This is a genomic window from Rhizobium sp. BK377, assembly GCF_014193935.1.
In the GTDB taxonomy this organism is placed as follows: Bacteria; Pseudomonadota; Alphaproteobacteria; order Rhizobiales; family Rhizobiaceae; genus Rhizobium.
Genome location: NZ_JACIAC010000009.1, coordinates 1 through 22,280, shown reverse-complemented (window position 1 = coordinate 22,280; position 22,280 = coordinate 1). Strand labels below are relative to the sequence as shown.

Annotated in this window: 20 protein-coding genes; 10 read left to right on the top strand and 10 right to left on the bottom strand. The window is 57.3% G+C overall.

All coding sequences use genetic code 11. The features are described from left to right. Positions 1 to 2: 2 nt before the first annotated feature. The 3 genes from FHT92_RS26880 to FHT92_RS26870 form a co-directional block, all read right to left on the bottom strand. Positions 3 to 1,751 carry a type I secretion system permease/ATPase gene (locus FHT92_RS26880; RefSeq protein WP_183831170.1) on the bottom strand — a complete coding sequence of 583 codons (1,749 nt, stop codon included), beginning with the start codon at positions 1,749 to 1,751 and terminating at the stop codon, positions 3 to 5. 385 nt (positions 1,752 to 2,136) lie between these two features. Continuing rightward, positions 2,137 to 4,515: a calcium-binding protein gene (locus FHT92_RS26875; RefSeq protein WP_183831011.1), complete on the bottom strand. Its 2,379-nt coding sequence runs from the start codon at positions 4,513 to 4,515 to the stop codon at positions 2,137 to 2,139. Positions 4,516 to 4,678: 163 nt separating this feature from the next. Next, complete coding sequence (locus FHT92_RS26870) at positions 4,679 to 5,602, bottom strand: endonuclease/exonuclease/phosphatase family protein (protein ID WP_183831010.1); 924 nt, start codon at positions 5,600 to 5,602, stop codon at positions 4,679 to 4,681. 255 nt (positions 5,603 to 5,857) lie between these two features. On the opposite strand from FHT92_RS26870, the gene FHT92_RS26865 reads away from it, so the two are divergent. Beyond that, positions 5,858 to 6,352, top strand: a complete 495-nt coding sequence (locus FHT92_RS26865) for a DapH/DapD/GlmU-related protein (RefSeq protein ID WP_183742966.1) — start codon at positions 5,858 to 5,860, stop codon at positions 6,350 to 6,352. 9 nt (positions 6,353 to 6,361) lie between these two features. Here the strand turns inward: FHT92_RS26865 and FHT92_RS26860 are convergent, their stop codons facing one another. Continuing rightward, a complete protein-coding gene (locus FHT92_RS26860; RefSeq protein ID WP_183831009.1) occupies positions 6,362 to 7,246 on the bottom strand; it encodes an alginate lyase family protein in 885 nt (294 codons plus the stop codon). Positions 7,247 to 7,641: 395 nt separating this feature from the next. Here FHT92_RS26860 and FHT92_RS26855 point away from each other — a divergent pair, with 395 nt between their 5' ends. From FHT92_RS26855 to FHT92_RS26845, 3 genes are read left to right on the top strand one after another with little or no spacing between them, the layout of a single operon-like run. Next, on the top strand, positions 7,642 to 8,553 hold the full coding sequence (locus FHT92_RS26855) for a hypothetical protein (RefSeq protein ID WP_183742962.1): 912 nt from the start codon (positions 7,642 to 7,644) through the stop codon (positions 8,551 to 8,553). Positions 8,554 to 8,601: 48 nt separating this feature from the next. Next, the gene (locus FHT92_RS26850) at positions 8,602 to 10,038 is read left to right on the top strand and encodes an oligosaccharide flippase family protein (protein WP_281413048.1); all 1,437 of its coding nucleotides are present in this window, start codon (positions 8,602 to 8,604) and stop codon (positions 10,036 to 10,038) included. A gap of 19 nt (positions 10,039 to 10,057) precedes the next feature. Further along, entirely contained in the window at positions 10,058 to 10,606 is a 549-nt protein-coding gene (locus tag FHT92_RS26845; RefSeq protein WP_183831006.1) for a serine O-acetyltransferase, read from the top strand. A gap of 88 nt (positions 10,607 to 10,694) precedes the next feature. Here FHT92_RS26845 and FHT92_RS26840 read toward each other — a convergent pair whose 3' ends face one another. The 3 genes from FHT92_RS26840 to FHT92_RS26830 form a co-directional block, all read right to left on the bottom strand. After that, positions 10,695 to 11,324 (bottom strand): SGNH/GDSL hydrolase family protein, encoded by a 630-nt coding sequence (locus tag FHT92_RS26840; protein ID WP_183831004.1) that lies wholly within the window; start codon positions 11,322 to 11,324, stop codon positions 10,695 to 10,697. Continuing rightward, positions 11,324 to 12,445 (bottom strand): acyltransferase, encoded by a 1,122-nt coding sequence (locus FHT92_RS26835; protein WP_183831002.1) that lies wholly within the window; start codon positions 12,443 to 12,445, stop codon positions 11,324 to 11,326. The genes FHT92_RS26840 and FHT92_RS26835 overlap by 1 nt, the downstream gene beginning before the upstream one ends. A 317-nt stretch (positions 12,446 to 12,762) precedes the next feature. Continuing rightward, on the bottom strand, positions 12,763 to 13,827 hold the full coding sequence (locus tag FHT92_RS26830; RefSeq protein WP_183831001.1) for an acyltransferase family protein: 1,065 nt from the start codon (positions 13,825 to 13,827) through the stop codon (positions 12,763 to 12,765). A gap of 314 nt (positions 13,828 to 14,141) precedes the next feature. Between FHT92_RS26830 and FHT92_RS26825 the strand changes: the two genes are divergently transcribed. The 6 genes from FHT92_RS26825 to FHT92_RS26800 all read left to right on the top strand — a co-directional run bounded on the left by FHT92_RS26825 (position 14,142) and on the right by FHT92_RS26800 (position 19,887). After that, the gene (locus tag FHT92_RS26825) at positions 14,142 to 15,401 is read left to right on the top strand and encodes an ABC transporter substrate-binding protein (RefSeq protein WP_183830999.1); all 1,260 of its coding nucleotides are present in this window, start codon (positions 14,142 to 14,144) and stop codon (positions 15,399 to 15,401) included. A 62-nt stretch (positions 15,402 to 15,463) separates the two neighbouring features. Further along, entirely contained in the window at positions 15,464 to 16,333 is an 870-nt protein-coding gene (locus FHT92_RS26820; protein ID WP_183830997.1) for a carbohydrate ABC transporter permease, read from the top strand. Then, positions 16,323 to 17,132: a carbohydrate ABC transporter permease gene (locus tag FHT92_RS26815; RefSeq protein WP_183830995.1), complete on the top strand. Its 810-nt coding sequence runs from the start codon at positions 16,323 to 16,325 to the stop codon at positions 17,130 to 17,132. The genes FHT92_RS26820 and FHT92_RS26815 overlap by 11 nt, the downstream gene beginning before the upstream one ends. A 25-nt stretch (positions 17,133 to 17,157) precedes the next feature. Continuing rightward, positions 17,158 to 17,907 carry a glycerophosphodiester phosphodiesterase family protein gene (locus FHT92_RS26810; protein WP_183830993.1) on the top strand — a complete coding sequence of 250 codons (750 nt, stop codon included), beginning with the start codon at positions 17,158 to 17,160 and terminating at the stop codon, positions 17,905 to 17,907. Further along, positions 17,904 to 18,950 (top strand): ABC transporter ATP-binding protein, encoded by a 1,047-nt coding sequence (locus tag FHT92_RS26805; RefSeq protein ID WP_183830991.1) that lies wholly within the window; start codon positions 17,904 to 17,906, stop codon positions 18,948 to 18,950. Before FHT92_RS26810 ends, FHT92_RS26805 begins: the two co-directional genes overlap by 4 nt. Positions 18,951 to 18,999: 49 nt before the next feature. Continuing rightward, positions 19,000 to 19,887: a MurR/RpiR family transcriptional regulator gene (locus FHT92_RS26800; RefSeq protein ID WP_183830989.1), complete on the top strand. Its 888-nt coding sequence runs from the start codon at positions 19,000 to 19,002 to the stop codon at positions 19,885 to 19,887. A 78-nt stretch (positions 19,888 to 19,965) separates the two neighbouring features. Here the strand turns inward: FHT92_RS26800 and minE are convergent, their stop codons facing one another. Genes minE through minC form a run of 3 tightly spaced genes read right to left on the bottom strand, consistent with a single transcriptional unit; the run spans position 19,966 to position 21,809 of the window. Beyond that, complete coding sequence (gene minE / locus FHT92_RS26795) at positions 19,966 to 20,223, bottom strand: cell division topological specificity factor MinE (protein WP_183742948.1); 258 nt, start codon at positions 20,221 to 20,223, stop codon at positions 19,966 to 19,968. After that, complete coding sequence (gene minD, locus FHT92_RS26790) at positions 20,220 to 21,035, bottom strand: septum site-determining protein MinD (RefSeq protein ID WP_183742947.1); 816 nt, start codon at positions 21,033 to 21,035, stop codon at positions 20,220 to 20,222. Before minD ends, minE begins: the two co-directional genes overlap by 4 nt. 30 nt (positions 21,036 to 21,065) lie before the next feature. Continuing rightward, on the bottom strand, positions 21,066 to 21,809 hold the full coding sequence (minC, locus tag FHT92_RS26785; protein ID WP_183830987.1) for a septum site-determining protein MinC: 744 nt from the start codon (positions 21,807 to 21,809) through the stop codon (positions 21,066 to 21,068). Positions 21,810 to 22,280: the final 471 nt, after the last annotated feature.

Genomic DNA, 22,280 nt, shown 5'->3' with positions numbered 1-22,280 from the left:
GTTTACTGCTCCTGCGTGTCGCCGACGACCTTGAGCGTCGGCGATCGTTCCGCGTGGATCGGCTTGATATCGCGGCGCAAGATTCGAGCGAGCACTTCATCCTTGGGTCCGAATGCCGCGAGCTTCCCGTCATTCATCATCAGCACGAGATCACAGCCTTCCAGCGCGCTCGGCCGATGCGCGACGATGAAGACGATGCCCCCTCGCCGGCGTACGGCAAGGATGGCTTCAGCAAGCGCCGCCTCGCCCTCTCTGTCGAGATTGGAATTCGGCTCGTCGAGAACGACAAGGAACGGGTCTTTGTAAAGAGCCCGCGCTAGCGCGATGCGCTGTCGCTGACCGGCAGAGAGCATCGAGCCGCCTGGACCGATCTGGGTTTCATAACCTTTCGGAAATCGCAGGATCATTTCATGGACGCCGGCGATTTCGGCAGCCGCAATCACCGCAGCTGGCTCAGGCGCATGTTGAAAGCGCGAGATGTTCTCGGCAACCGTCCCGGAGAAAAGCTCGATATCCTGTGGGAGATAGCCGATATGGGCGCCGAGATCGCCGTCATCCCACTGGTCCAGCGTGGCGCCGTCGAGGCGGACGGAGCCGCGATAGGACGGCCAGATGCCGGTCACGGCGCGCGCAAGCGATGACTTGCCGGAGGCGCTGGGGCCGATCACCCCCACCGCGCTGCCGGCATTGACCGAGAAGCTGACGCCGGCGATGGTAATTTCCTGTTTGCCCGGCGGTCCGCTGACGAGCTGCTCGACGGTTAACTGGCGGTAAGGCGCGCGCAATTTCAACGGGCTCTCTTTCTCCGGCAACTCACGGAAAGCATCCTTGAGCCGGCGCCAGGCCTGTTGGGCCGCAACGAAGCCACGCCAATTGGCGATTGCCTGTTCCACCGGCGCAAGTGACCTGGATGTCAGGATCGATGAGGCGATGATGATGCCGCCGGATGCCTGATTTTCAATGACCAGAACCGCACCGGTCGCAAGGACTGCAGATTGCAGCACCGCGCGGAAAATCTTGGAGATGGTGGAATAGACATTGCCCGTATCTGAAGCCGCTCGCGAAGTCATTCGATAAGTACTGTTCTGGTGCAGCCACCTTTCTGCCAGATCCTTGCTCATTCCCATCGCGTGAACGACCTCGGCATTTCTCTGGGCAAACTGGAGAAAGCTGTTGCGCCTGTTGCCAAGTTCGGTCGCCTGCTTCGAAGACGCCTGAGCGCTTCTATGTGTCAAGAACGTCAGTGCGATCAAAACAAGCGCGCCGCCGATGGCAATGATGCCGATGATCGGATGAAACATAAAGCAAATGGCGATGTAGAGCGGCATCCACGGCAGATCCAGGAAGGCCGCCGGGCCCGAACTCGAGAGGAAGCCGCGGACCTGGTCGAAATCCCGGAGCATCTGCAATCCGTCCCCTTCGACCTTGGTTTTAACGGGGGCTTTCATCACCGCCCTGAAAACACGTCCGCTCAGCACTTCGTCGAAGACGCCGGAGATACGGATGAGCATGCGGCTGCGCATCACCTCAAAGGCGCCCTGGAATATATAGAGAAGCAGTGCCAGCAGCGACAGGGCGACCAAGGAGGGGATGCTTCGGCTGGGAATAACCCGGTCGTAAACCTGCAGCATGAAGAACGAGCCCGTGAGATAAAGGATGTTGACGAGCGCACTTGCCAGCGCAACTGCCACCAGCGCGCTTTTGCAACGCGAAAAGGCTTCGGCCTCTGTATCCTTCTTCGGCTGTCGCATGAAGCCGGCTACAAGATTATTCAACCTTCGACACCCTCTAAAATAGCGCCTTCCGAGACCCGGTAGGCGATTTACTCTCACTCGACTTCAGAACGCCCCTGAAGACACACGATCCGACGTTACGGGTTACATCTCATGCCACAGAAATTACGGTGAAATAAATAGACAGTCTGGCAAAATTGCTCCGTAAGTTAACGCCGATACTCTCGTCGGCCACTATTCTGCTAGCTTCGAGTGAACCCGAAAGAGCTAAAAAACCGTTACTGCGGACCTTTTCGCTAAGAAATCCCATGAGACGGACCGGTTGTTATGGCCAAGCCATCTACAGCGACCGCCGCGGCTATCAGCCGCAGAACCCAGCGCCTGACCGAACAAGCGATTTCCGTCAATAAGTCAGAAGCACGTCATCATAGCTGAAGAACGCTTTGTTGGCTCCGATAAAGGCTATGTCCTGTGCAGCTTTTTCACCCGATCCATCTGCATCATAGGATACGATACCGCTTGCCGAATTATAGATTATCTGCGGCCCCGCGCCCGTCGCCAACGCTCCCACTTTGCCGACGACCAGAAACGCGGAGGGATCGAGGACGTGGTCACCGTTTGCATCGAGGCCTGCAAATATTGACTGTGACAGGGCTACCTTGTCGTCATCGCTGAAATCCCAGATCGAATCTTTGTTGGAGGCACCCATTTCGGAGAAATAGAAGGTATCAGCTCCGCCACTGCCATAAAGAGAGTCGTTTCCCCCGGCGCCGGCAACAGTGTTGCTTTGCGCGTTACCGGTGATCAGGTTGGAAAGAGCGTTGCCGATTCCGTCGATTTCGGCGGTTCCGCTGAGCCGCAAGTTTTCGACGAAGGATTCGTTGCGAAGGTCTACGCTGACGCTTGACCATATCGTGTCCTTGCCGCCATCTGCCAGCTCTCCCGTGACGTGATCTCGCGCGTCATTAAAGACATAGCTGTCATCACCCGCAGAACCATAATAGAGATCGGCACCCTTGGCCGCGGCAAAGCTGTCAGCTTTATCCGTTCCCGTGTGTGGCGTTGGAGCCGGTAACGACGCCGAAGGATCGCCAGCGTTCCATTGTGTCGTCGCCGAAAGTGCCGTCTGGAGATTGCGCGTATCGAAGCCCGACGCACTTGCATTCTGGAGCGTGGCCAGCGTCGACCAGCCTTGGCCATCATTGGCCTGCACGACGGCAGATGTCCCACTCTGGATGACGCGGATATGGCCGTCTGCAATAAGGTCGCTTCCGCTGCCCCAGCCCAGTCGGGCGGCGAGCACCGAAACATCGATAACATCGCCATTACCGCCAACTTGAAAGTCGCTGATGATATCGCCGCCTTCACTCAGCGCATGATAGGCAAAGCGGTCATGTCCGGCACCACCGGTCAAAACATCAGCCTTGTCGCCGCCCCACAGATAATCATCACCGCCGCCGCCGGACAGATTGTCGGCACCGAGGCCGCCGAGAAGTTTGTCTGCCGCCGCCGTGCCGACCAGCGTATCGTCGCCGGGCACCACCTTAGTCAGAATCAGCGTGTTAATAAATTTAACCATCGATTCCGGGATATTGTATCCTTCCAGATAGCTCTCGAAGGTGCTGTTCTGGACGATGTTCCCCTCAGGCGAATTGGATATCATGAACGCGTAGTTCTTGATTTCACGCAGTACGAGGTTGTCGACAAGCGAATTGCGACCATCTCCGTCGCCGTATTCATAGAACTGTATGCCGTAGGCGTCCCCGGCGCTTCCGCTGTTTGTGAAGGCGTTTCCTATGCCGCGAAAATCTCCGAACATTCTGGAATTGAAGGAGAGATCGTCCGTGTAAACCCCGTTTCGGCTTTCGGAATGGAAATCATACGCCGAGTTCGCCCCATCGTAGACGACCGAATTTTTGGCGAGGAAACCGATCTCCGCGCCATAGCTCGCCGCGCTTGAGGCGTTCAGAGCCGTTCCTATACCCTGGACTACAACGCCCTGGCCGACATGCTCGGCAAAAAGGCCATCGATCTCGGTGCCAAGCGATGAACCTGTATGAATGCCGCAGTAGAGATTGGTGGCCGTGATGTCAGTCAACGTAGCATTGACGTTGTTGACGACGTTGACGCCAAAGCCGCCGTCTTTCACAGTCACATTTTCCACGACGGCATCAACAAGATTGCGTAGATGAAGAAGATCAGCAGTCGCAGCGCTGTATTCGCCGGCTGCGCCATCGATCGTGCCGTTCTTGATCGTGAACTGGCCCTCGGCATAGACCGTGGCGCGGACATTCGTCGCGTAGAGGTTCTGCTCGACCAGCGGACCCTCCAGAGTGACGGTGTTGCCATCAATGGCAATCACCTTGGCGGCCTGGCCGAGCTTGGTGGTCTGGCCTGCATCGCCCGGGTCGATATGGTCTCCTGGCAGGTTGTCGTCCGCGGTCACCTTTACCCAACTGCCGACCGCAAGGTTCTGCGGCAGGGACGCGTAGGTAACCGTTGCATTGTTCATCGAGTCAGATCCGAGCGTGACAGTCTGCAGCGGTGCCTCAGCACCGAACACACCCAGAACCCTTTCGGAGCCTGTAGCTTGGTGCAGTGTGCCGCCGTTGAGATCGATCGTAACGTCGTCTGCTCCGACCGACATGTAAATCGTTTTGCTGACGGTAATGTCGGCATCCTTCGCAAGGACAACTGTGCCCCCGCCGTTTGCGACAGTTGTCAGCGCCTTACGAAGTTCGGTCTCGCCGGCTGTGGCATCGAGATAGATTGTCGTGGGCATTCGGAAACTCCTGCATCAACTGAACTGCAGGGACAGCCTGTAGGAGCAGGGTTAAGATTAGCATTCCATGTTCGTTAAAAGTCTAACCAATCGAGATTTTTCTGAGTTATATTCACAAAACACACCCAAACCGAGAGTTATACGCTCTCAGCGTGTAACGAGGCTATTTAATCGCTACATTAGAAAGAAGTGAAACATACCCCGATCGACCATTTGCATCGATACGGTTGACGGAGAGAACAGATAGCGGCGCCTTGAAAAAGATATGATCGTTGCTCACGCCGAGAGGTCCAAGCCAGGCCGGCCACGTCGCCGGCTCAGGGTAGACGCTGCTCAGCCTGTTGTTTCCAAGGAACCAGCGCATGTCCGCGACAATGACAGGCGCGCTGAAATCTCCGGCAAGCAACACGGGTTCCGTCGTCTGCCTCAGGACACGCGTAATATTGAAAAGTTCGAAGCTGTGAAATGTGTCGAACCATGTCTTCGAAAGTCGAGTCGCAAAAACCCGCATGCGCTGGCCGTCAACCGAAAGAGTAGCGGCGATCAATTCGCTTCCGACCGGACTCAGCTGCTGGACGCGGATATCGGAAAGCGGTCGACGCGACCACAGCATGACGGAACAGCGTGAATTCACCGGATCGTCGCAACCGGCGCGAAATGGATAGGATTGGCCCGCAAGATTCATTCGGCCGGCAAGAGAGCCGGTGCTGGTCATAACGAGGATATCGGCATTCGCCTCTTCGATCATTTGATCGAGCGCGGCGTCCCCCACCGCGCTGTCGACAATGTTGATCGACAGCAGACGGAGTGCAGGCACCGCGTCCGGCGCTGGCGGGCGAGCAAAAGCTCCGAGCATGAGCATGGGGTGAGCGGCTAACAAGACGGAAGCCACGCCGAGCAACAAACCATACCAATGTCGGACCAGGAGGCTGGAGAGAAGAACTATCGCCAGGCATAGCGCGCCGATCTGCATCTGCATCGCACCGATAATTGTCAGAGGCCACGCATCGGCGAAATACCGCAGACAAACGGCCAACAGCACGATTGAAACCACGGTGCAGGCGACGCAAAAGACGATGTGTTTCATTCATTGATCCTGCGATGCGGAAAATGCTTCAAATAAAAGGAAGTCAGGCCGAGCGAAAAGGACGGCCGGGTCTGTCGGCCGTAAGGCGCCTGCAGAAACCGCGGTTAGCATCATGCGAAATGGCGGCAAAAATCCAATGGTTTTTCTTGCACCGCACACAAAGCGGCTTCCACTGACCTGTCGTCCATGCTTTATAGGCCCCGCGTTCAGGACCGATGAAACTGAAATGTTCGCGCAACAAGGAGAGGGTGTTTAATGGCACGCAGCTTGAACAAATTTCTCTGGCTGAGATCGCTTCTGGTAAAAGCTAAGTACCATTACTACACGAAGGTCTGGGGGATGAACATTCACCCGACAGCGACGTTCTCGTTGAGCGTTCGCCTGGACAAGACCTATCCCAAAGGCATCCATGTGGGCGAAAAGTCGTACGTCGCATTCGACGTAGCCATACTCACGCATGACAGAACGCGCGGCGTCTACCGTAACACCAAAATCGGCAAGCACTGCTTTATCGGGGCCAGAAGCATCATTTTGCCCGGCGTCGAGATTGGCGACGAATGCGTCATCGGCTCCGGCAGCGTCGTAACCAAGAACATTCCGTCGCGCTGCATCGCAGCCGGCAATCCGGCGACCGTCATTCGCGAGAATATCGAAGTCGGCCCCTATGGCCGTTTCCTGTTTGCCGACATCCCTGAAGCCGAAAGAGCGGCAGATCAGAAAAAGAGCGGCACGGCCGTGCGAAAGGCATAGTGCCAGTCTTTACTTCGCGTCTGCCTGACCGATCAGGCGCGTTGAAGGCAAAGCGATGAACGTATTGGTCATCGGCCGCAAGGGCCGCGCGATAGCGTCGAGCTTTTCAGCGAGTTGCGGATCGGTATGCTTGAAATGCGGCAGCAGGACGTCGATCCACGCAATCATCCCCGGCTCGACTTCCTGGCGATATCCCGTTCGCGCTTCCAATTCGTCGGGATGAAGATACATGGTGGCGGCGAACCCGGCGGCCGACTGCAGCTTCTTCTCCTGATCGGCATCGAGCGCAACATCGTTCGTATCAGCAAGCCGCACGAGGATCGCGATCGCGTCCATGGCAAAATTCTGATATTTAAGCGCACGTCCGCCGCGAGCAAGCTCACGCGGCAAACCGCCGTCCTCCGGGACTTCATCCAGCGCCGATTTCAAGATGTCCATTGACCAGCTGAACCGCTTGCGATCCTGCAAATGTACGGCCATCAGACCGACGGCAGCTGCGCCCCAATATCGATGATTGCTGTTGCCGTCGAGCCACTCATATTTGTGCTCACGCGGGGCGGGCGTGAATTCCGCTACGATCATATCCGAAAGCTTGGCGAACCAGGCTTTGATCGGAACGTCGGCGGCACTCGCCGGCGATGCGACGCCTTCAGCCACGGCATAAGCGTTCGAAAAGGAAATGCTGGTCCAGCCCCCGACAAGGACCGCCTGACGATGCCCGAGCGGGTCGTTGTCCTCGACATTGCCAAGCAAAGCATCTGCATTAGCCCAGACGCGCATCTGCCGGATGATGCAATTGGCGGCATTCTTACCTTGCCCCGGCACATCAAGCGCCGTCTCCATCATTTCCAGCATCTTCTTGCTGACAGCACCTGTCGGCCATAAACGCTTCACGTAGGCCTTCATAGCCGCAGGATCGACCTCCGACTGGGTGTGACTCGGTTTATAAAAACCAAATAGCTCGCTCATATCGACCAGCGGAGCAATTGGAACTGAGCAGACGAAAGGCCGCGCTCCCTTGGCAGAACCCGCCTCCTGCGTTTCGGCGGGCGCTCTCTCGAACATGTATCGGAGAGGCTGCTCGGCAGTCGCGGGCGCTGCGAAAAAGAGAAAGCTGGAAAAGAGCCAGGAACCCGTCCAACCGAAAATTCCAGCTTTCCGTGAAGCCATCAACATAAAACTCCCCAAGAGCGGTGATCGTGACTGCCGGTTGTGGCAATATCGAGAAACGAGTGTTTCCAGCAAAGTAATCTGTATGGGCTATTTTCTACTTTTCAACGCAGACCTCAATGTTTATGTTGCACCGCAAGATAGGGTCGCCAGCCGCGCCGCTCGTGCTGATGGTTCGCAGCTCCACTGACAAGTTCCCGAACAATAGAGTAGTCATGCCGAAAATTACCCTCTTTTCGACGAGCAATCTCAGGCAAGGCCGCTCCGAGCACCTCCAGAGGATGGTTGACTCGATTGCGCGTGCCAAGGTCGAAGATCCATCTATCGACGTCCATCTGTATCTCCTTCTGCAGAATGTCCCCGACGATGCCGCCGATCCTGACTTTCCGGACTGGATAAGCACGCGGCGAATCAATCATCAGATTTCGCTTTCGGCAGCCCGTAATCTACTTATGCGTGAGGTCGTGAAGGCCGGCGTCGTCACCGCAGACAGCATATACGCCTTCCCCGACGACGATTGCTGGTACCCGGAAAAATTCTTAACGCTGGTCGCCGGCCTCTTTCGCGATAAACCCGAGATTGATTTCTGGTTCTGCCGCTATAGCTCCACTCCGGAGATAAAGAACGCATTGCCAACGGAAAAACCTGCTTTGCAGAAAGTGATATCGCGAGCGTCATCGAACACGTTCTTCTTCCGCGGAAGACTGCTGCCAGAGTTGCAGACGTTCGACGAGACACTGGGGGTAGGCGCGCGTCTGAACGGCGGCGAGGACACCGATTATGCAATTCGCGCTTTCTACCTTGCCCGTGGTACTCTTTTCACCGACGCCCCGCTCGTCGGCCATCGTGATCACGATTCAAGCCTCAAGCCTAAATATTTCCCCGGCACGCTCTACGCCATTGCCGCCCACAAGACCCGAAGCCTCCCCGGCATCATCGCGTTTGTACGCAAACTCCTTGTTGGAGCATCCCTGGTCGCAGGTGGCAAGCTGACTCTGTCAAGCTATATCGCTGCGGTGCGGAATGCATAGTCGCAGGGGAAGGCGTTTGCCTCCGTTCAATGGCAAAATGAGGCGCCGATGAATCGCAGCTCGGTAATCTGGTCGGCCGTCCGCAACTGGGGGCCACGCTTCGGCACGATCATCACATTTTTCGTGCTGGCACGCATTCTCGACAAGACCGAGATCGGCATGTTTGCGGCAGCCTATGCGCTTGTGTCGTTGACCGAGCTATTTGCCGATAACGGTTTCGGTGACGCCGTTGTTCGCACCCAGGACGTCACACGCGGAATTGCGACAAGCATTCTGATCCTGAACTTCGCTCTGGCCGTCATCATATATGCGCTGCTGACGATCTTCTCGACGGAAATCGGCAGTCTTCTTGGTGTTACCGGAATTGAACCGGTGTTGCAGCTCGTCGGGCTCTCGCTGGTCCTGAACAGCTTCGGCTATGTTCCGCAGGCTTTGCTGCGCAAGGAGTTTCAGTTCAAGCGACTGGCCTTCCGCTCTCTCGCCTCGACGGTCATCGGTGCGCTGACGGGCCTGGCGATGGCGTTCCTGGGGTTTGGCGTCTACAGCATGGTTGGCCAGCTGCTGGCGACGACAGTAATCAACGTCGTCTTCTTGTGGTATCCTGTGGTCTTGCGGCCGGCATCTCCCCAATTCGCCGGAATCGGCCACATTCTGCATTTTGCCTTCGGCGTCTTCGGGTCGCGCGTCCTGAATTATGCTTCCCTGCGGATGATCGAGATCGTTATCCCGATTTTCTTCGGGCCGGCAGCGCTTGCCCTCTACATCATGGGCTCACGTGTCCCGGCCGTGGTAGCGCAGATGCTGACGGCTGTGATGGTGGACGTCAACCTTCCGCATCTATCACGTCTGGTGAACAACCCTCCCCAGATGAAGCAGGCGTTCTATTCTAGCTTGCGCTCGCTTTCGATGATTTCCGCTCCCGCTTTTATTTCCATCGCAGCGCTTTCTCCCGAAATTGCTCGACTTTGTTTTGGAAGTAACGGGTTCGATTCAGAGCTTATCATGTTCCCCGCCGCCATTTTGGGCGCCGCCCAGTCGATCGGCTATAGCAATGAGGTCATGCTGAACGCCTGCGGCCTGCCGCGCATCGTCTTGCGCATGCAGATCTGCGCAGCAGTGCTCATCGCGATTATACTGACAGTGCTTCAACATAGCACCGTGTTCACGCTTGTCGCAGTCTACGTCTGCTGCCACATCTTCGTCATATCAGTAGGTATCCTTTACGGATCGCGAAAAACGCACGTTTCATTGAAGACGATGTTCGCCAAGTGCGGCGCGTTTTTCCTGGCATCGTTCGCCGGCCTAGCCGCGGTTTATTTAGCAAGAGCCTATGCGATGCCCGCTTCGCCCGCCCTGCTGCGGGCCGTAATCCTGGCGCCCCTTTTTGTGATTGTCTATGTCGCAGGCATTGGGATGCTCGATCGAGACGCGCTGCGTAGTTGGCTGAACAGAGCAAGAAAGATCAGAGCCTGGAAACAGGCGTAATTTCCGAGGAGAGCGCGTCGTGTTTAGAGAGATTGCTCAAGATTTTCGAAGTCATAAAAGGGCCTTGATCGCGCAGGGTTTCTGGGCGCTCGCTTTCCACAGGTATGGAACCGCTGTCCGCGCGATCAAATTTGCGCCGATACGCATACCGCTGAAGATCGTACATTTCTTCCTTATAAAATTTTCCGAGGTCTTCTTCGGAATCTACATAGGAGCGAATGCAAAGATTGGTTCTCGATGCGTCATCGAGCATTTCGGATCGATTATCATCCATTCAGAAGTGCGGATCGGTGACGACGTTCGTCTTCGGCAAGGCGTGACAATCGGCAACAAATCGGCTGAAAAACCAAACGAAGTGCCGATATTGGGCAATGGCGTGGACGTAGGCGCCGGCGCCAAAATCCTCGGACCCGTGGTCATTGGCGAGGGCGCCGTCATCGGCGCGAATGCGGTGGTGGTCAGAGACGTTCCGGCCGGAGCGATTGCAGTCGGCGTACCGGCGGCAATCAAGTACCGCAAGACCACAGAAACGGCCCAGATCCCGACAGAAATCGAACATCAGGACTGATAGGCTGCAGTCCTTCCTCCACGAGCGAACCCGACACGGATTTGCAACTGCGTCCCCTCCTCCCGGCGGAGCGAATTCGAAACTTGAGTCAGTCCGCACACGCTCCGGCTAACGCCTCGACGATCGTCGGCACCATAACCTTGGCTGCTATCGAAGCGACAGGGTGAGCACCATCCGGGATAGCCTTCGACAGGTTCTCCGCAGACAACATCGACCAGCCGTTGGTGTGGTCGATGACTGCAACGTCTCTTTCCGCCGCAACGCTGCGATGGGCCGAAATATAACTGCCTAGAAAGGGTCTAATCGCCCCCCGCAGGCCAGACATCGGATTCATCACCATCATGTAGATCCGAGCCCGGGGAAGCCCCGCCTTGAGCCTGTCAACAATGGTGGAAAAATTCTGGCGGCTGCGGCTGACGCTCATCCAGCGGTTCAACGCCGCATCATTAGCGTAGAATTCAACAAGCACGATGTCGGGCCGCTCGGCGACGACGCTTTCTACGGAAGACAGGCCCCATTCCGTCGTCGCCCCACTCTTTGCCACTATGGCAATGTTCACCGGACGATGGATGCAACGCTCCAGATCTTGTTCAAGGCTTTTCTGCCACCCTCCCCGCGCCGTCAACGAGGTCCCGAACGTCACGATCTTCAGAGACGCCGCCTTCACGTCAGCAACCGACAAAAGAAGGATCACAAAGAGGCCGGCAGAGAACCTCATCAGCCATTTGAACCGGCGGCCACAGCCGCCGATGGCGCACGGCGCTTTTTCAACTGCATGAGCCGCTCCTCGAAGAAGATGAAGGAAATGATCGAAACGATCATCGTAAGAACGAAGGCAGTCGCTATCTGAACAATCTGGAAGGTCGTCCCTTCCCGCATCCCTGTCACCAGCGCGACAAGGCGCCCGGATGGGCCGAGCAGGAGATTATGAAAAAGATAAAAGCCGTAGCTGACGACGCCGACACCCCGGATCAACGGAATTTCAAGGAATTGAGTGGCGGTCGAATTCTGGCACACCGCCAAAAGCATAATCAGGAATCCGGCGAGAAGCGGTGCGATGATTAAGGCAGCGTTTGGGTGGCCGTTCAGCACGAAATAGAGGTGTTGCAAAACCAGAACGACGCCGAGAGCCGCGATCAACAAACCGGAAAAACGAAAGTCGATCGAGCCAAGCCGCCGAGCGGCAAGGCCAAAAAGCCCACCGACTGCAATGGCATAAAAACCCGAAAGTGAATTGACGCGAAACTTAAGCACGTCGTCGAACGCCCACCAGCAGGAGACGACGAGCAGCACAAGCAGAGAGACCAGCATGGCGGATCGCCAGAACCGCGACGGCAGCCAGATGAACAGAAGTGGGAAAAACACATAGAATTGCTGTTCGACGGAAAGGGTCCACAGATGCGATAGCGGCCCCAGCCAGTCATGCCTGACGAAGCCGATGTAGATGTTCGTCGTATAGGTGAGAATCCAGCCGATACTGCCGTAGAATTTATCGACATTGTCGCCCGAAACCACGGTTACGGTCGACATGAAGATCAGCGCGAGTGTCAGGTAATAGATCGGGAATATCCGCAACGCTCTATTGCGCATAAACAGCACGATTTCTGTCGGACCATCGGACGTGCCCGCTTCGATCCGCTGCCGCGCCTTGAAGAGAATTGGCACGATGAGAAAGCCGCTCAACGCGAAAAAGACCCAGACCGCGAGTGTACCCGTTTCCTGAGTTTTGGTCAGTCCCGCATGGTCGGTGAGCACGAAGAGAACGCAAATCGCCCGGAGGCCATCGAGACCTTTAATGGCCTTGGCAGCGCCAAATACCCTCTGATAGATTTCGTGCATATTCGTTCCTTGCGCGCGTTTATAGCAAATGAAAAAATGAGCGGAGTGCTTCGTTGCTGGGTAATCGTGCCGATTTCAGCACGCTCAGCAGCATGTGGTACCGAAACCCTTTGCAAAGGACGAGCGGTAGAGTGCTCGCGCGTTTTCTATTCAATCGAGCCCGGAGTATCAATCGAAAACAGCCTGCCAACATTACGTCACCCGTGGCACTTATTTGAGCGGTATTCCTCACAATGAAAGAACGCTGCGTTAGGACCCGCTTTAACGAGAACATGCTCCTTCAATCGATCGAAACTGGTTTGGCCGCATCTGTCTTCTCATTCCATGGCGGCTGCGATTGGCCGCAGCGAGCCAATCCGGCCTATGACATGTTTGACGGCGATCGGGCCCGCGACGCCTGCAATCGTCGCGCCAACGAGGAGAAGAAGCGCCTGATCGCTGACCGAAAAGAACCGTCCGAAAACAGCCTTCACCCCACCGACGAAAATTGTGTTCAATAGATAGATGGCAAAGGCATTCTGCCCGATGAACTCCAGGAACCGGCTTTGGTTGCAAAGCCGGGAGCGGATCAGCCCATGGAACACGACGAGAGATGTCATTCCGACGAAGAAATAACGCCATTCGGAATTGAATGTCACATAGAGAAGGATGAGGAAGACGGCGGCGGCCGGAATGAAATAACGCTCGACGAATGGCTCCCAGGCATCCTTGTGCAGGCAGGCAACGCAGCCTGCCATGAAGAAGGCATAAAACATGAAGATGCGATTGATGTAGATGTAGTCCAATATCGCATTGTTGTAGAACATAAGCACATGCAGGCCGAACATGATGATCGAGGCCGCAAGCAAGATATTCAGGCTTACGTTCATGCGCGAGAAGAGAAACGTCGTACCGATCGAAAGGTAAAAGAGGACGATCAGGTACCATACGAACATCGACGGGCTCTGCTCGGTATGGATGAAGACGTGCTGAACCGAGAGCAATAGGTCGTTGACGGGCTTATCGACCGATACAAACTGTCCCGCAAAGAACTTTGCGAAAATGACGATCGCCGCCATGATGAAGAACGGAATAAGCAGCCGCTTTGCGCGTTTCGTCGTATAGGTCGCCAGCGAGCCCTTCAGTTTATGGGCACCGACATAGACGAAGACATAGCCGCTGAGGAACATAAAGAGCGGCATATGGAAAGCATAGATTGCCTGTCGCAGATCAATGGCCCATGCCGGGAAAGCGGCGTCGTAGGTATGCCCCCAGACGACAAGGATGATAGCCAATCCCTTGAGGCGCTCGATATCAGCCAGCCATTTCCGCTGAGGCCTGACCGCGGGGTGCTGGGCTGCATTCATCTGCGACGCATTCGCCGTGTCTTCTTGCTGGGGCATATGATCTCTATCTGCACTTGACGATGAAAGACGGGCAGACAGCGGGATATCATGTCGCTGTCGACCTTGGAAGCATAATCTACCGCAGTGCACACAAAGCCGGCCGAGAACAGTGGCCGCTGGCAGTGCGACCTTTTCCACAGGAAGGCTCTTCAACGCGCCAGAACGGCTTGGCGGATATCCATCCGCCGCTCACGCTTTGAGCGGGCGGGCCCTCGGTCACCAAAACTTCACACAGCCTTCAAGAAACTGTCGCGTCTGCGCGCTAATCGTCGCCAAAACGGATTGCAATTTTTTTTGCAGAGGAGAAATTTATGTCAAATAAATTGCAGAATACGGTCGCAGCCAGCGTCGTCGCCCTGATGTCCATGGTCGGTTCGGCGCATGCCGATACGACCGTGAAGTTCTGGCACAGCTTCAGCAAAACCTCCGGCGAGGCGCTCAACAAGATCATCACCAATTTTGAAGCCGCCAATCCCGGCATCCATATCGAAGGAGAATTCGTCGGTGACTACAACGATATCGTCGCCAAGCTGCAGGCGGCCATTCCCGCCAGACGTGCGCCTGATGCCGTCATTATGGAAGTCACCCGCTACGGTCTCTTCGCCGACCGCGGCGCGCTGATCGATCTCACGCCCTATTTCAACGCCGATCCGCTGAAGGACGACCTTTACGACTACGCGCGCGAAGTCGGCGTCTATAACGGCAAGAACTATATCGTGCCGTTCAACTCCTCGACGCCGGTCCTCTATTACAACAAGGACATCCTGGCGCGCGCCGGCTTCACGACGGAGCCGTCGCTGAAGACTTTCACAGATATTCTTGCCGTTTCGAAGACAATCACCGAAAAGCTCGGCTCGGAAGGCATCACCGGCATTGCGGCCCCCGGCCAGTTCGCCCGCTGGGGCCTCGTCATGTCCAATGACAGCGAGCTGATCGATTCCAAGACCAATGATATCCTCCTCGACTCGCCGAATACGATCGAAGCCTATCAATGGATGGCATCGCTCGTGCACGACCAGAAGGTCGCCTCTCCGGATGGCGTCACCGATGAAGATGTCGGCCGCGACGCTTTCTTCGCCGGCAAGGTTGGGATCTCGCTCAATTCGACGGGTGACTATGGTGGCGCTAAGAAGGCGCTCGGTGAAAAGCTCGAAGTCCGTCCGATGCCCTGCAACAAGGTTTGCTCCGTTCCGATCGGCGGCGCCGGTATCGGTATCCTCTCAACCTCTTCGAAGGATGTTCAGGACGCCGCATACAAGTTCATCAGCTACGCTGCTTCGCCGGAAGCCAATTCCATCTGGTTTGCCGCAACCGGCTACCTGCCGATCAACAAGAAGAGCGCCGCCCAGCCGGCTGCCATCGAAGCGCTTGCCAAGAAGCAGGGCATCGACGTCGCCATCAAGCAGCTTGATTTCGCTCATGGCCGTGCCCGTCCGCCCGTCGTCACCTGGATGCGTTCGACCGAATACAAGATGTGGGAAGCCATGGCGCTCGGCCAGCGCGATGTTACGGAAACGATGAAGGATTTTGCCGCGCAGACCCGCGACGAAGCCAAGCGTTCCAGCAACTGAGCCTCTCACTTCAGCAATACGGCGGGTCTTGAACGGCCCGTCGTCTCAACTGTTCCGGTCCGATGCTGCGCAAACTCACACCCTATCTTCTCGTCGCACCGTTGATGATCTTCATCACAGTCTTCACCTACATTCCCGTCATCACCAGCGTGAACCTCAGTTTCCGGCACTGGGACTTCCTGTCGCCGACTATGCCTTTCGTCGGCTTTGAGAATTACCGCCTGCTTTTGAACTCCCGCGACTTCTGGAATTCCTTGCAGGTAACCGCCATCTTCGCGCTGATTTCAGTACCGATCAGGCTGGCACTGGCACTCGCTGTCGCAAGCTATCTCGTCCGCGAGACATTACCCTCGCGGCTTCTGCGCGGTGCGCTCTTTCTTCCGTCCGTAACCTCGACCGCCTCGATCGCCGTCGTCTTCTCCTGGGTCTTTGCCACCGATTACGGCATGGTCAATGCTGCACTGACCTCGCTCGGTCTCGGCAAGGTGCAATGGCTGCAGGACCCGCAGCTCGCCCTCTGGGTGCTGATAATAGTCAACACCTGGAAGCAACTCGGCTATGACATAGTCATCTATATCGCCGGCCTGCAGGCCGTACCGCAGGAACTCTATGATGCCGCCGCCGTCGATGGCGGCCGGCGCTTCCATGTGTTCCGCCGGGTCACCGTCCCGCTTGTCATGCCGACCACCTATTTCCTGTTGGTGATTTCCGTAATCGAGGCCTTCCAGGTCTTCACCATCGTCAACATCATGACCCATGGCGGCCCTGCGGGTGCGACCGACATGCTCGTCAATCTGCTCTATCGCGTGGGCTTCACTCTCTTCGACATCGGCAGAGGTTCGGCGCTCGCCGTTCTGCTTTTCATCTTCCTGATCATGCTGGCACTGATCAAATCCGTCGTCATCGGCCGGAGGGTTCATTATGAAGCTTGAAAACCCTGTTGTGACCGGTCTCGCGCTCGTCGCCGGGCTAATCTTCCTGTCGCCCGTGCTCTATTCGATCTGGATGTCCTTCGAGACCGCGCAATCCTATTACACAGGCAAGTACGAGTTCACGCTGGACAACTATGTTCGTGCCGTCGGCGAATACAATTTTGCTCGCTATCTTTTGAACAGCATCATCGTTTCCGGCCTAGTGACGCTGCTCGGCATCACGGTCGCCACCATAGCCGCCTTTGCCTTCGCCCGCTTCCAGTTCCGCGGCGGCAACCTGCTCTTCGGCGCGACGGTTGCCACATTGATGATCCCCAGCCACATCAGCCTGATCCCCAACTATCTGACGCTTGCCAAGGCCGGCCTGCTCGATACCTATACAGGCCTCATCCTGCCTGCGATCTCGAACGGCTTTGCTGCCTTCTTCCTGCGCCAGTACATCAAGGGCATTCCAAAGGCACTGGATGAAGCCGCCTATATGGATGGCGCGACACCGCTGCAGGTGCTCTGGCGGGTGATCGTGCCGATTGCAAAGCCCGCCATCTTCTCGATGGGCCTCTACATCTTCATCACCGAGTGGAACAACTACATTTGGCCGCTGGTGGCCGTCGGCAAGGAAGACCTCTACACGCTGCAGATCGGCCTTGCCCGCCTCTATCGTATCAATCCCGGCGAAGGCCTGGTCGACTGGCCGCTCGTCATGGCCGCCTGCACCCTCAGCATGTTGCCCGTGCTGCTCGGCTTCCTGCTGGTCGAGCGCCATCTCGTGCGCGGTATCACGCTCGGCGCGGTCAAATAAACCCATGAAGAAGGACAAGTATGCAATGACACGCATCGCATCGCATCGCGGCGGCACTCTGGAATTCGGCGACAGCACCCCGCAAGGCTTTGCTGCGACGGCAAAAATGCCGCTGGAGGAGGTGGAATTCGACGTCCATCCGACAGCTGACGGAGCGATCATGATCCACCACGACGCAACGCTTGACGGTATGACGGACCGCAGCGGCGCGATCGCCGCCATGAGCGAAGCAGAGGTCCGAGCCGCTATCATCAACTACGGGGCCGGCGGACATCCGATCTCGCTGGAAGAACTCTGTGCGATCTATTCCAACAGCAAGGTAAATTTCCGCTGCGAGATAAAGCCTGGGGTCAATGGCCACCCCTACGACAACTTCGTGCCTCGCGTCGTCGAAACCCTCGCCCGTCACGGCATGCTCGAAAGGACGATCTTCTCTTCCTTTCTGATGGAATCGCAGGATGCGCTGTCGGCGGCCACCAGCCAGCCGAAGCTCTGGCTCGTCAGCCCGCCAGTGTTGCGTCAGCTTGGAACCAGAGCTGTGATCGAAGTCGCCAAAGCGCATGACATCCCCGAAATCGGTGTTCATGTGGATACCGCCGATTCCGCTCTCATGGCCGAAACCATGGCAGCCGGTCTCGATTTCGGTTGCTGGGCCGCCCATTCGGCCCGGCAGATCGAAAAAGCGCTGGCGCTCGGCGTCAAGGTCTTCACAACGGACCGGCCAAGCCTTGCAATCGCCATTCGCAACGGCTTCGGAGCAGAGGCCGCGATATGACCGGCATCACCCTTCGCGACATCAGAAAGTCCTACCCCGGTGGGCCGGAAGTCCTGCACGGCGTATCCATGGACATCAAGCCGGGCGAGTTCGTCGTCATCGTCGGCCCGTCAGGCTGCGGCAAGTCCACATTGTTGCGCCTGATTGCAGGGCTTGAACGCTGCGAAGAAGGTCATATCGAAATCGGGGGGCGGCGCGCGAATGATCTTGCCCCGCAGGATCGCGATATCGCGATGATCTTCCAGAACTACGCGCTCTATCCGCACATGACGGTGCGCCAGAATATCGCCTTCGGTCTGGAGCTGCGCGGCATGCCGAGAGCCGAACGCAATGTGCGCGCTCAAAGTGTGGCCAAGACGCTGCAACTCGAACCCTATCTCGATCGCAAGCCGGGGGCGCTTTCCGGTGGCCAGCGTCAGCGTGTGGCGATGGGCAGGGCCATGGCGCGCAACAGTTCTATCTTCCTGATGGACGAGCCGCTGTCGAACCTCGACAACGCGCTGCGCGTCGCCATGCGCACCGAAATCAAGGAGTTGCACCGCCAACTCGGCGCTACCATCGTCTATGTGACGCATGACCAGACCGAGGCGCTCTCATTGGCCGATAGGATTGCTGTGATGAAGGACGGTGATCTCCTGCAGTTCGACACGCCTGAAGCCATCTATGACCAGCCGCAGAATCGCTTTATCGCGAGTTTCCTCGGCGTTCCCGCAATGAATTTCCTTCCTGTCGAACACCTTCCCAGTTGGCAGGGCCGGCAGGGTCTGACGGCGGGACTGAGACCCGAATCCATGGCAATCAGTGTCGAAGAACCGCATGAACCTGCCTTGCCCGTCCGGCTTGTGCTGTCGGAGATGACCGGCTCCGACATCATTCTGCATTGCGACAGTCCGGCTGGACGCATTACGCTAACCAGCCCGCGCAAGGATGTGCCGCGCCATGCCAATAATTTCTGGGTCATGTGCGACCTTGACCGGGCGGTGTTTTTCGATAACCGGAGCGGGAGCCGCGTCGATCTTTCAGCCGTAGATCGCGGTATTTAGGCGCCCTGGCCAATCTGCGCGGGACAGCGACTCGGCGAGAAGTGACACAATGGAAAGACAGAGCGAAATCCCGCAGCTTCTCGGCGATCTTATCAGTCGCAACTCGACGAAGCTCACAGAGGCCGACACCCGCCTTCTCGACGTGATGATGCGGGACCCGATCCGCGCGGCGATGGAAAACGGCAAAGCCGTCTCCTTCCGCGCCGGCGTGCACCCGGCTTCGGCCGTGCGGCTGGCTCGCCGGCTCGGCTTCAAAGGCTATCCCGAATTCCGAACTTTCCTGCAGGCGAACCTCATCGAAGGCGGCGGGGATTTCGAAAGCCCGGCCGTCCGCATGGCCGCTCGTCTCGTTCGCGCGGAAGACGGCGGCGTGCTTTCCTCCGTTCTCGACAGCGAGATTGCCGCTCTCCAGCAGGTACGCAACGCAGTCTCGGACGCCGATGTCAGAGGCTTTTCGGAAGTGCTGCGCGATTGCCGGCGGGTCTTCGTCTTCGGGCGTGGCCATTCGGTCGCCCTCGCCTCTCTCATCGCGCTGAGGCTCAATCGCTCGGGCTATCCGGCAGTCGATCTCGCCAGCCAGATGCATCTGATCGCCGAAGCACTGGTAACATTGGGGTCTGGCGACGTTGTCTGGCTGCTCGCTTTCCGCAAGTCCTCTCCACTCATCCATCAGATCAGGAAGATTGCCGCAGAAAGAGGCGCTAAGGTCCTGGCGCTGACCGATCTGCTCAGCGCCCGCATCGATCCTGCACCCGACCGCCAGATCTCGGTTTCTCGCGGTGAAGCCGGCGAATCCCAATCGCTCGTCGTTCCCATGACCATCGCCAACGCTGTCATTCTCGATCTCGCCGCCATCGATGGCGGCCGTTCGCTGCACGCGCTCAGTGGTTTCAAGGCGTTCCGTGCGGACTGCGGTCTATCGCCAGTGATCCTGTAGGGCCAGAAATCCGCCATCATGAGAAATATGAGAATTTCCGGGAGACATTTCGATCTCCCGGATAAATCACTTCGAACCTCAAGCCGCCCGGGCGGCCTTGGCGGGGATCTCGACGTCGATTTCGAGGATCGAGACGTTCTCGCCGCGATCGATCCTAATCTGCAGGCGATCGCCTTCGATTTCGACGTGTTTAGCGATCACCGCGAGAATTTCCTCTCTGAGAAGAGACACGAGATCCGAACCGGGAGAGATACGCTCGTGCGCCAGAAGCAGTTGGAGACGTTCGCGCGCAACCGGCGCGGTTTTCCTCTTCTGAAAGAAATCGAATACGCTCATGCTGCCCTCCGTCCGAAGATCTTACCGAACAGACCGCGCTTCTCGCCTGGTACCGTCACCGGGAGAACTTCACCGTTGAGGCGGCGGACTGCTTCGAAATAGGCCTTTGCCGGGGCGCTGCTTTGATCTGCAAGCGTGACCGGGGCGCCGAGGTTGGAAGCACGCAGCACATCCATGCTTTCCGGGATGATGCCGAGCAGCGGGATCGACAGGATCTCGAGCACGTCATCCACCTTCAGCATGTCGCCGCGTTCGGCGCGGGTGACATCGTAGCGGGTCAGAAGCAGGTGCTTTTCAATGCGCTCGCCCCTCTCCGCCTTTTCCGTCTTGGCGTCCAGAAGACCGATGATGCGGTCGGAATCACGCACCGAGGAGACTTCCGGATTGGTGACCACGACGGCGATATCGGCATGACGCATTGCCAGCGTCGCACCGCGCTCGATACCCGCCGGGCTATCGCATATCACCCAGTCGAAATGTTTCTTCAGCTCCCCGATGACGCGCTCGACACCTTCTTCGGTGAGGCAATCCTTGTCGCGGGTCTGGGATGCCGGCAGCAGGAATAGTGTCTCCAGTCGCTTATCGCGGATCAGGGCCTGAGTGAGTTTCGCATCGCCCTGGATGACATTGATCATGTCATACACGACCCGACGTTCGGCACCCATGACGAGATCGAGGTTGCGCAGACCGACGTCGAAGTCGACGACGACAACCTTCTCGTTCCTTTGCGCAAGCGCTGCCCCCAACGCTGCAGTCGAGGTTGTCTTGCCAACGCCACCTTTACCCGAGGTTACAACAATGACTTTTCCCATATCCCTCTCCTGTTTCAACCATTCACCCAGTTAAGTCAGTCGCGATGCGATGATCGCGTCGTTCTCCAGCCATAGCTGTGCAGCCTGACCGCGCAGATCTGCCGGCAGATCGTCCGCCGTCTTGTAGATCCCGTCGATTGCCAGAAGCTCGGCTTCCAGCTTGCGGCAAAAGATTCGCGCCGCCGAATTGCCGACCGATCCAGCGAGCGCGCGTCCACGCAGCGCGCCATAGACGTGGATCGATCCACCGGCGATCACTTCGGCCCCCGACGCGATGGACCCGATAACCGTCACGTCGCCTTCGGGAAAGATAATCGACTGGCCGGAGCGAACCGGTTCACGCAACACCAGAGATGGCGGGGCGGCGCGGACAACCGGGGCAACGACCTCCTGCACCTTTGCAGCCTCCGCCTTACGTGGAGCCCGCCCGTCGACCTGAGCCTCTGCGGCCGGCACGTCGACATCCGCTGCCGGACGACCGCCGACCATGCCAGGGGGCATACTGACATCGAGCTGCGACGGTCGCGCGCCTTCGATACCCATGACCCGCACTCCTCGCTCCCCCAGCGCCTGCACCATCGCCTTTAGCGCGGCGCGATCCAGCGAAAGCTCGGTCACATCAAGAACTACTGGCCTGCCGAGAAAAAACCCGGCGGAGCGCGCAGCAAGGTCATCGAGGCGAACCAGCCAGTCCTCGAACGGCAGATCGGGCGTCAGCACGACCGCGAGAAACGATCTGCCTTTGATGCGAATAGAGCGTGCGTCGGTTAACACGTTAGTAAACTTGGTTAATTTCGATTTAAAAGGATTAGCCGCTTCATGGTTAACAAATCGTTAACATTGGGGCTGACTCTAACGCAAAAATGCGTCTTTCTATTCATAGACATCATATGTCACAGCACCCGATGGGCGCCTGCAAGCGCCGCCGTGTAAAGTTCGATGTGAGAGACTCGCTGCGCCCCTTCAACAGCCCATAGATCGACAGTGCGAATCAAGCGACTGCCGGATCGACGTCGGCCGCAATTGCTTCGACATTAATATCGCCAAGCCCCAAGAGACACCCTTGATGCGGGCGATGCCATCTCACAGCTGTGGGGACCGCAGCATTCACCCGGTCTCACTGCGGCACAATAGACGCCAGATTCGATCTCGGCCGGACCGGGATTGCTGTGGACCTGCCGGGAATGGAGCGTTTTGGCGCGGTGTAAGCCGTGGCGATCGCACCTTCCCGTCTGCCGTCCCAAA

Excerpts from the sequence above, each read along its gene's own strand:
- FHT92_RS26880 (WP_183831170.1), bottom strand. The coding sequence starts at position 1,751 with ATGCGACAGCCGAAGAAGGATACAGAGGCCGAAGCCTTTTCGCGTTGC.
- FHT92_RS26875 (WP_183831011.1), bottom strand. The coding sequence starts at position 4,515 with ATGCCCACGACAATCTATCTCGATGCCACAGCCGGCGAGACCGAACTT.
- FHT92_RS26870 (WP_183831010.1), bottom strand. The coding sequence starts at position 5,602 with ATGAAACACATCGTCTTTTGCGTCGCCTGCACCGTGGTTTCAATCGTG.
- FHT92_RS26865 (WP_183742966.1), top strand. The coding sequence starts at position 5,858 with ATGGCACGCAGCTTGAACAAATTTCTCTGGCTGAGATCGCTTCTGGTA.
- FHT92_RS26855 (WP_183742962.1), top strand. The coding sequence starts at position 7,642 with ATGTTTATGTTGCACCGCAAGATAGGGTCGCCAGCCGCGCCGCTCGTG.
- FHT92_RS26850 (WP_281413048.1), top strand. The coding sequence starts at position 8,602 with ATGAATCGCAGCTCGGTAATCTGGTCGGCCGTCCGCAACTGGGGGCCA.
- FHT92_RS26840 (WP_183831004.1), bottom strand. The coding sequence starts at position 11,324 with ATGAGGTTCTCTGCCGGCCTCTTTGTGATCCTTCTTTTGTCGGTTGCT.
- FHT92_RS26835 (WP_183831002.1), bottom strand. The coding sequence starts at position 12,445 with ATGCACGAAATCTATCAGAGGGTATTTGGCGCTGCCAAGGCCATTAAA.
- FHT92_RS26830 (WP_183831001.1), bottom strand. The coding sequence starts at position 13,827 with ATGCCCCAGCAAGAAGACACGGCGAATGCGTCGCAGATGAATGCAGCC.
- FHT92_RS26825 (WP_183830999.1), top strand. The coding sequence starts at position 14,142 with ATGTCAAATAAATTGCAGAATACGGTCGCAGCCAGCGTCGTCGCCCTG.
- FHT92_RS26820 (WP_183830997.1), top strand. The coding sequence starts at position 15,464 with ATGCTGCGCAAACTCACACCCTATCTTCTCGTCGCACCGTTGATGATC.
- FHT92_RS26815 (WP_183830995.1), top strand. The coding sequence starts at position 16,323 with ATGAAGCTTGAAAACCCTGTTGTGACCGGTCTCGCGCTCGTCGCCGGG.
- FHT92_RS26810 (WP_183830993.1), top strand. The coding sequence starts at position 17,158 with ATGACACGCATCGCATCGCATCGCGGCGGCACTCTGGAATTCGGCGAC.
- FHT92_RS26805 (WP_183830991.1), top strand. The coding sequence starts at position 17,904 with ATGACCGGCATCACCCTTCGCGACATCAGAAAGTCCTACCCCGGTGGG.
- FHT92_RS26800 (WP_183830989.1), top strand. The coding sequence starts at position 19,000 with ATGGAAAGACAGAGCGAAATCCCGCAGCTTCTCGGCGATCTTATCAGT.
- minE (WP_183742948.1), bottom strand. The coding sequence starts at position 20,223 with ATGAGCGTATTCGATTTCTTTCAGAAGAGGAAAACCGCGCCGGTTGCG.
- minD (WP_183742947.1), bottom strand. The coding sequence starts at position 21,035 with ATGGGAAAAGTCATTGTTGTAACCTCGGGTAAAGGTGGCGTTGGCAAG.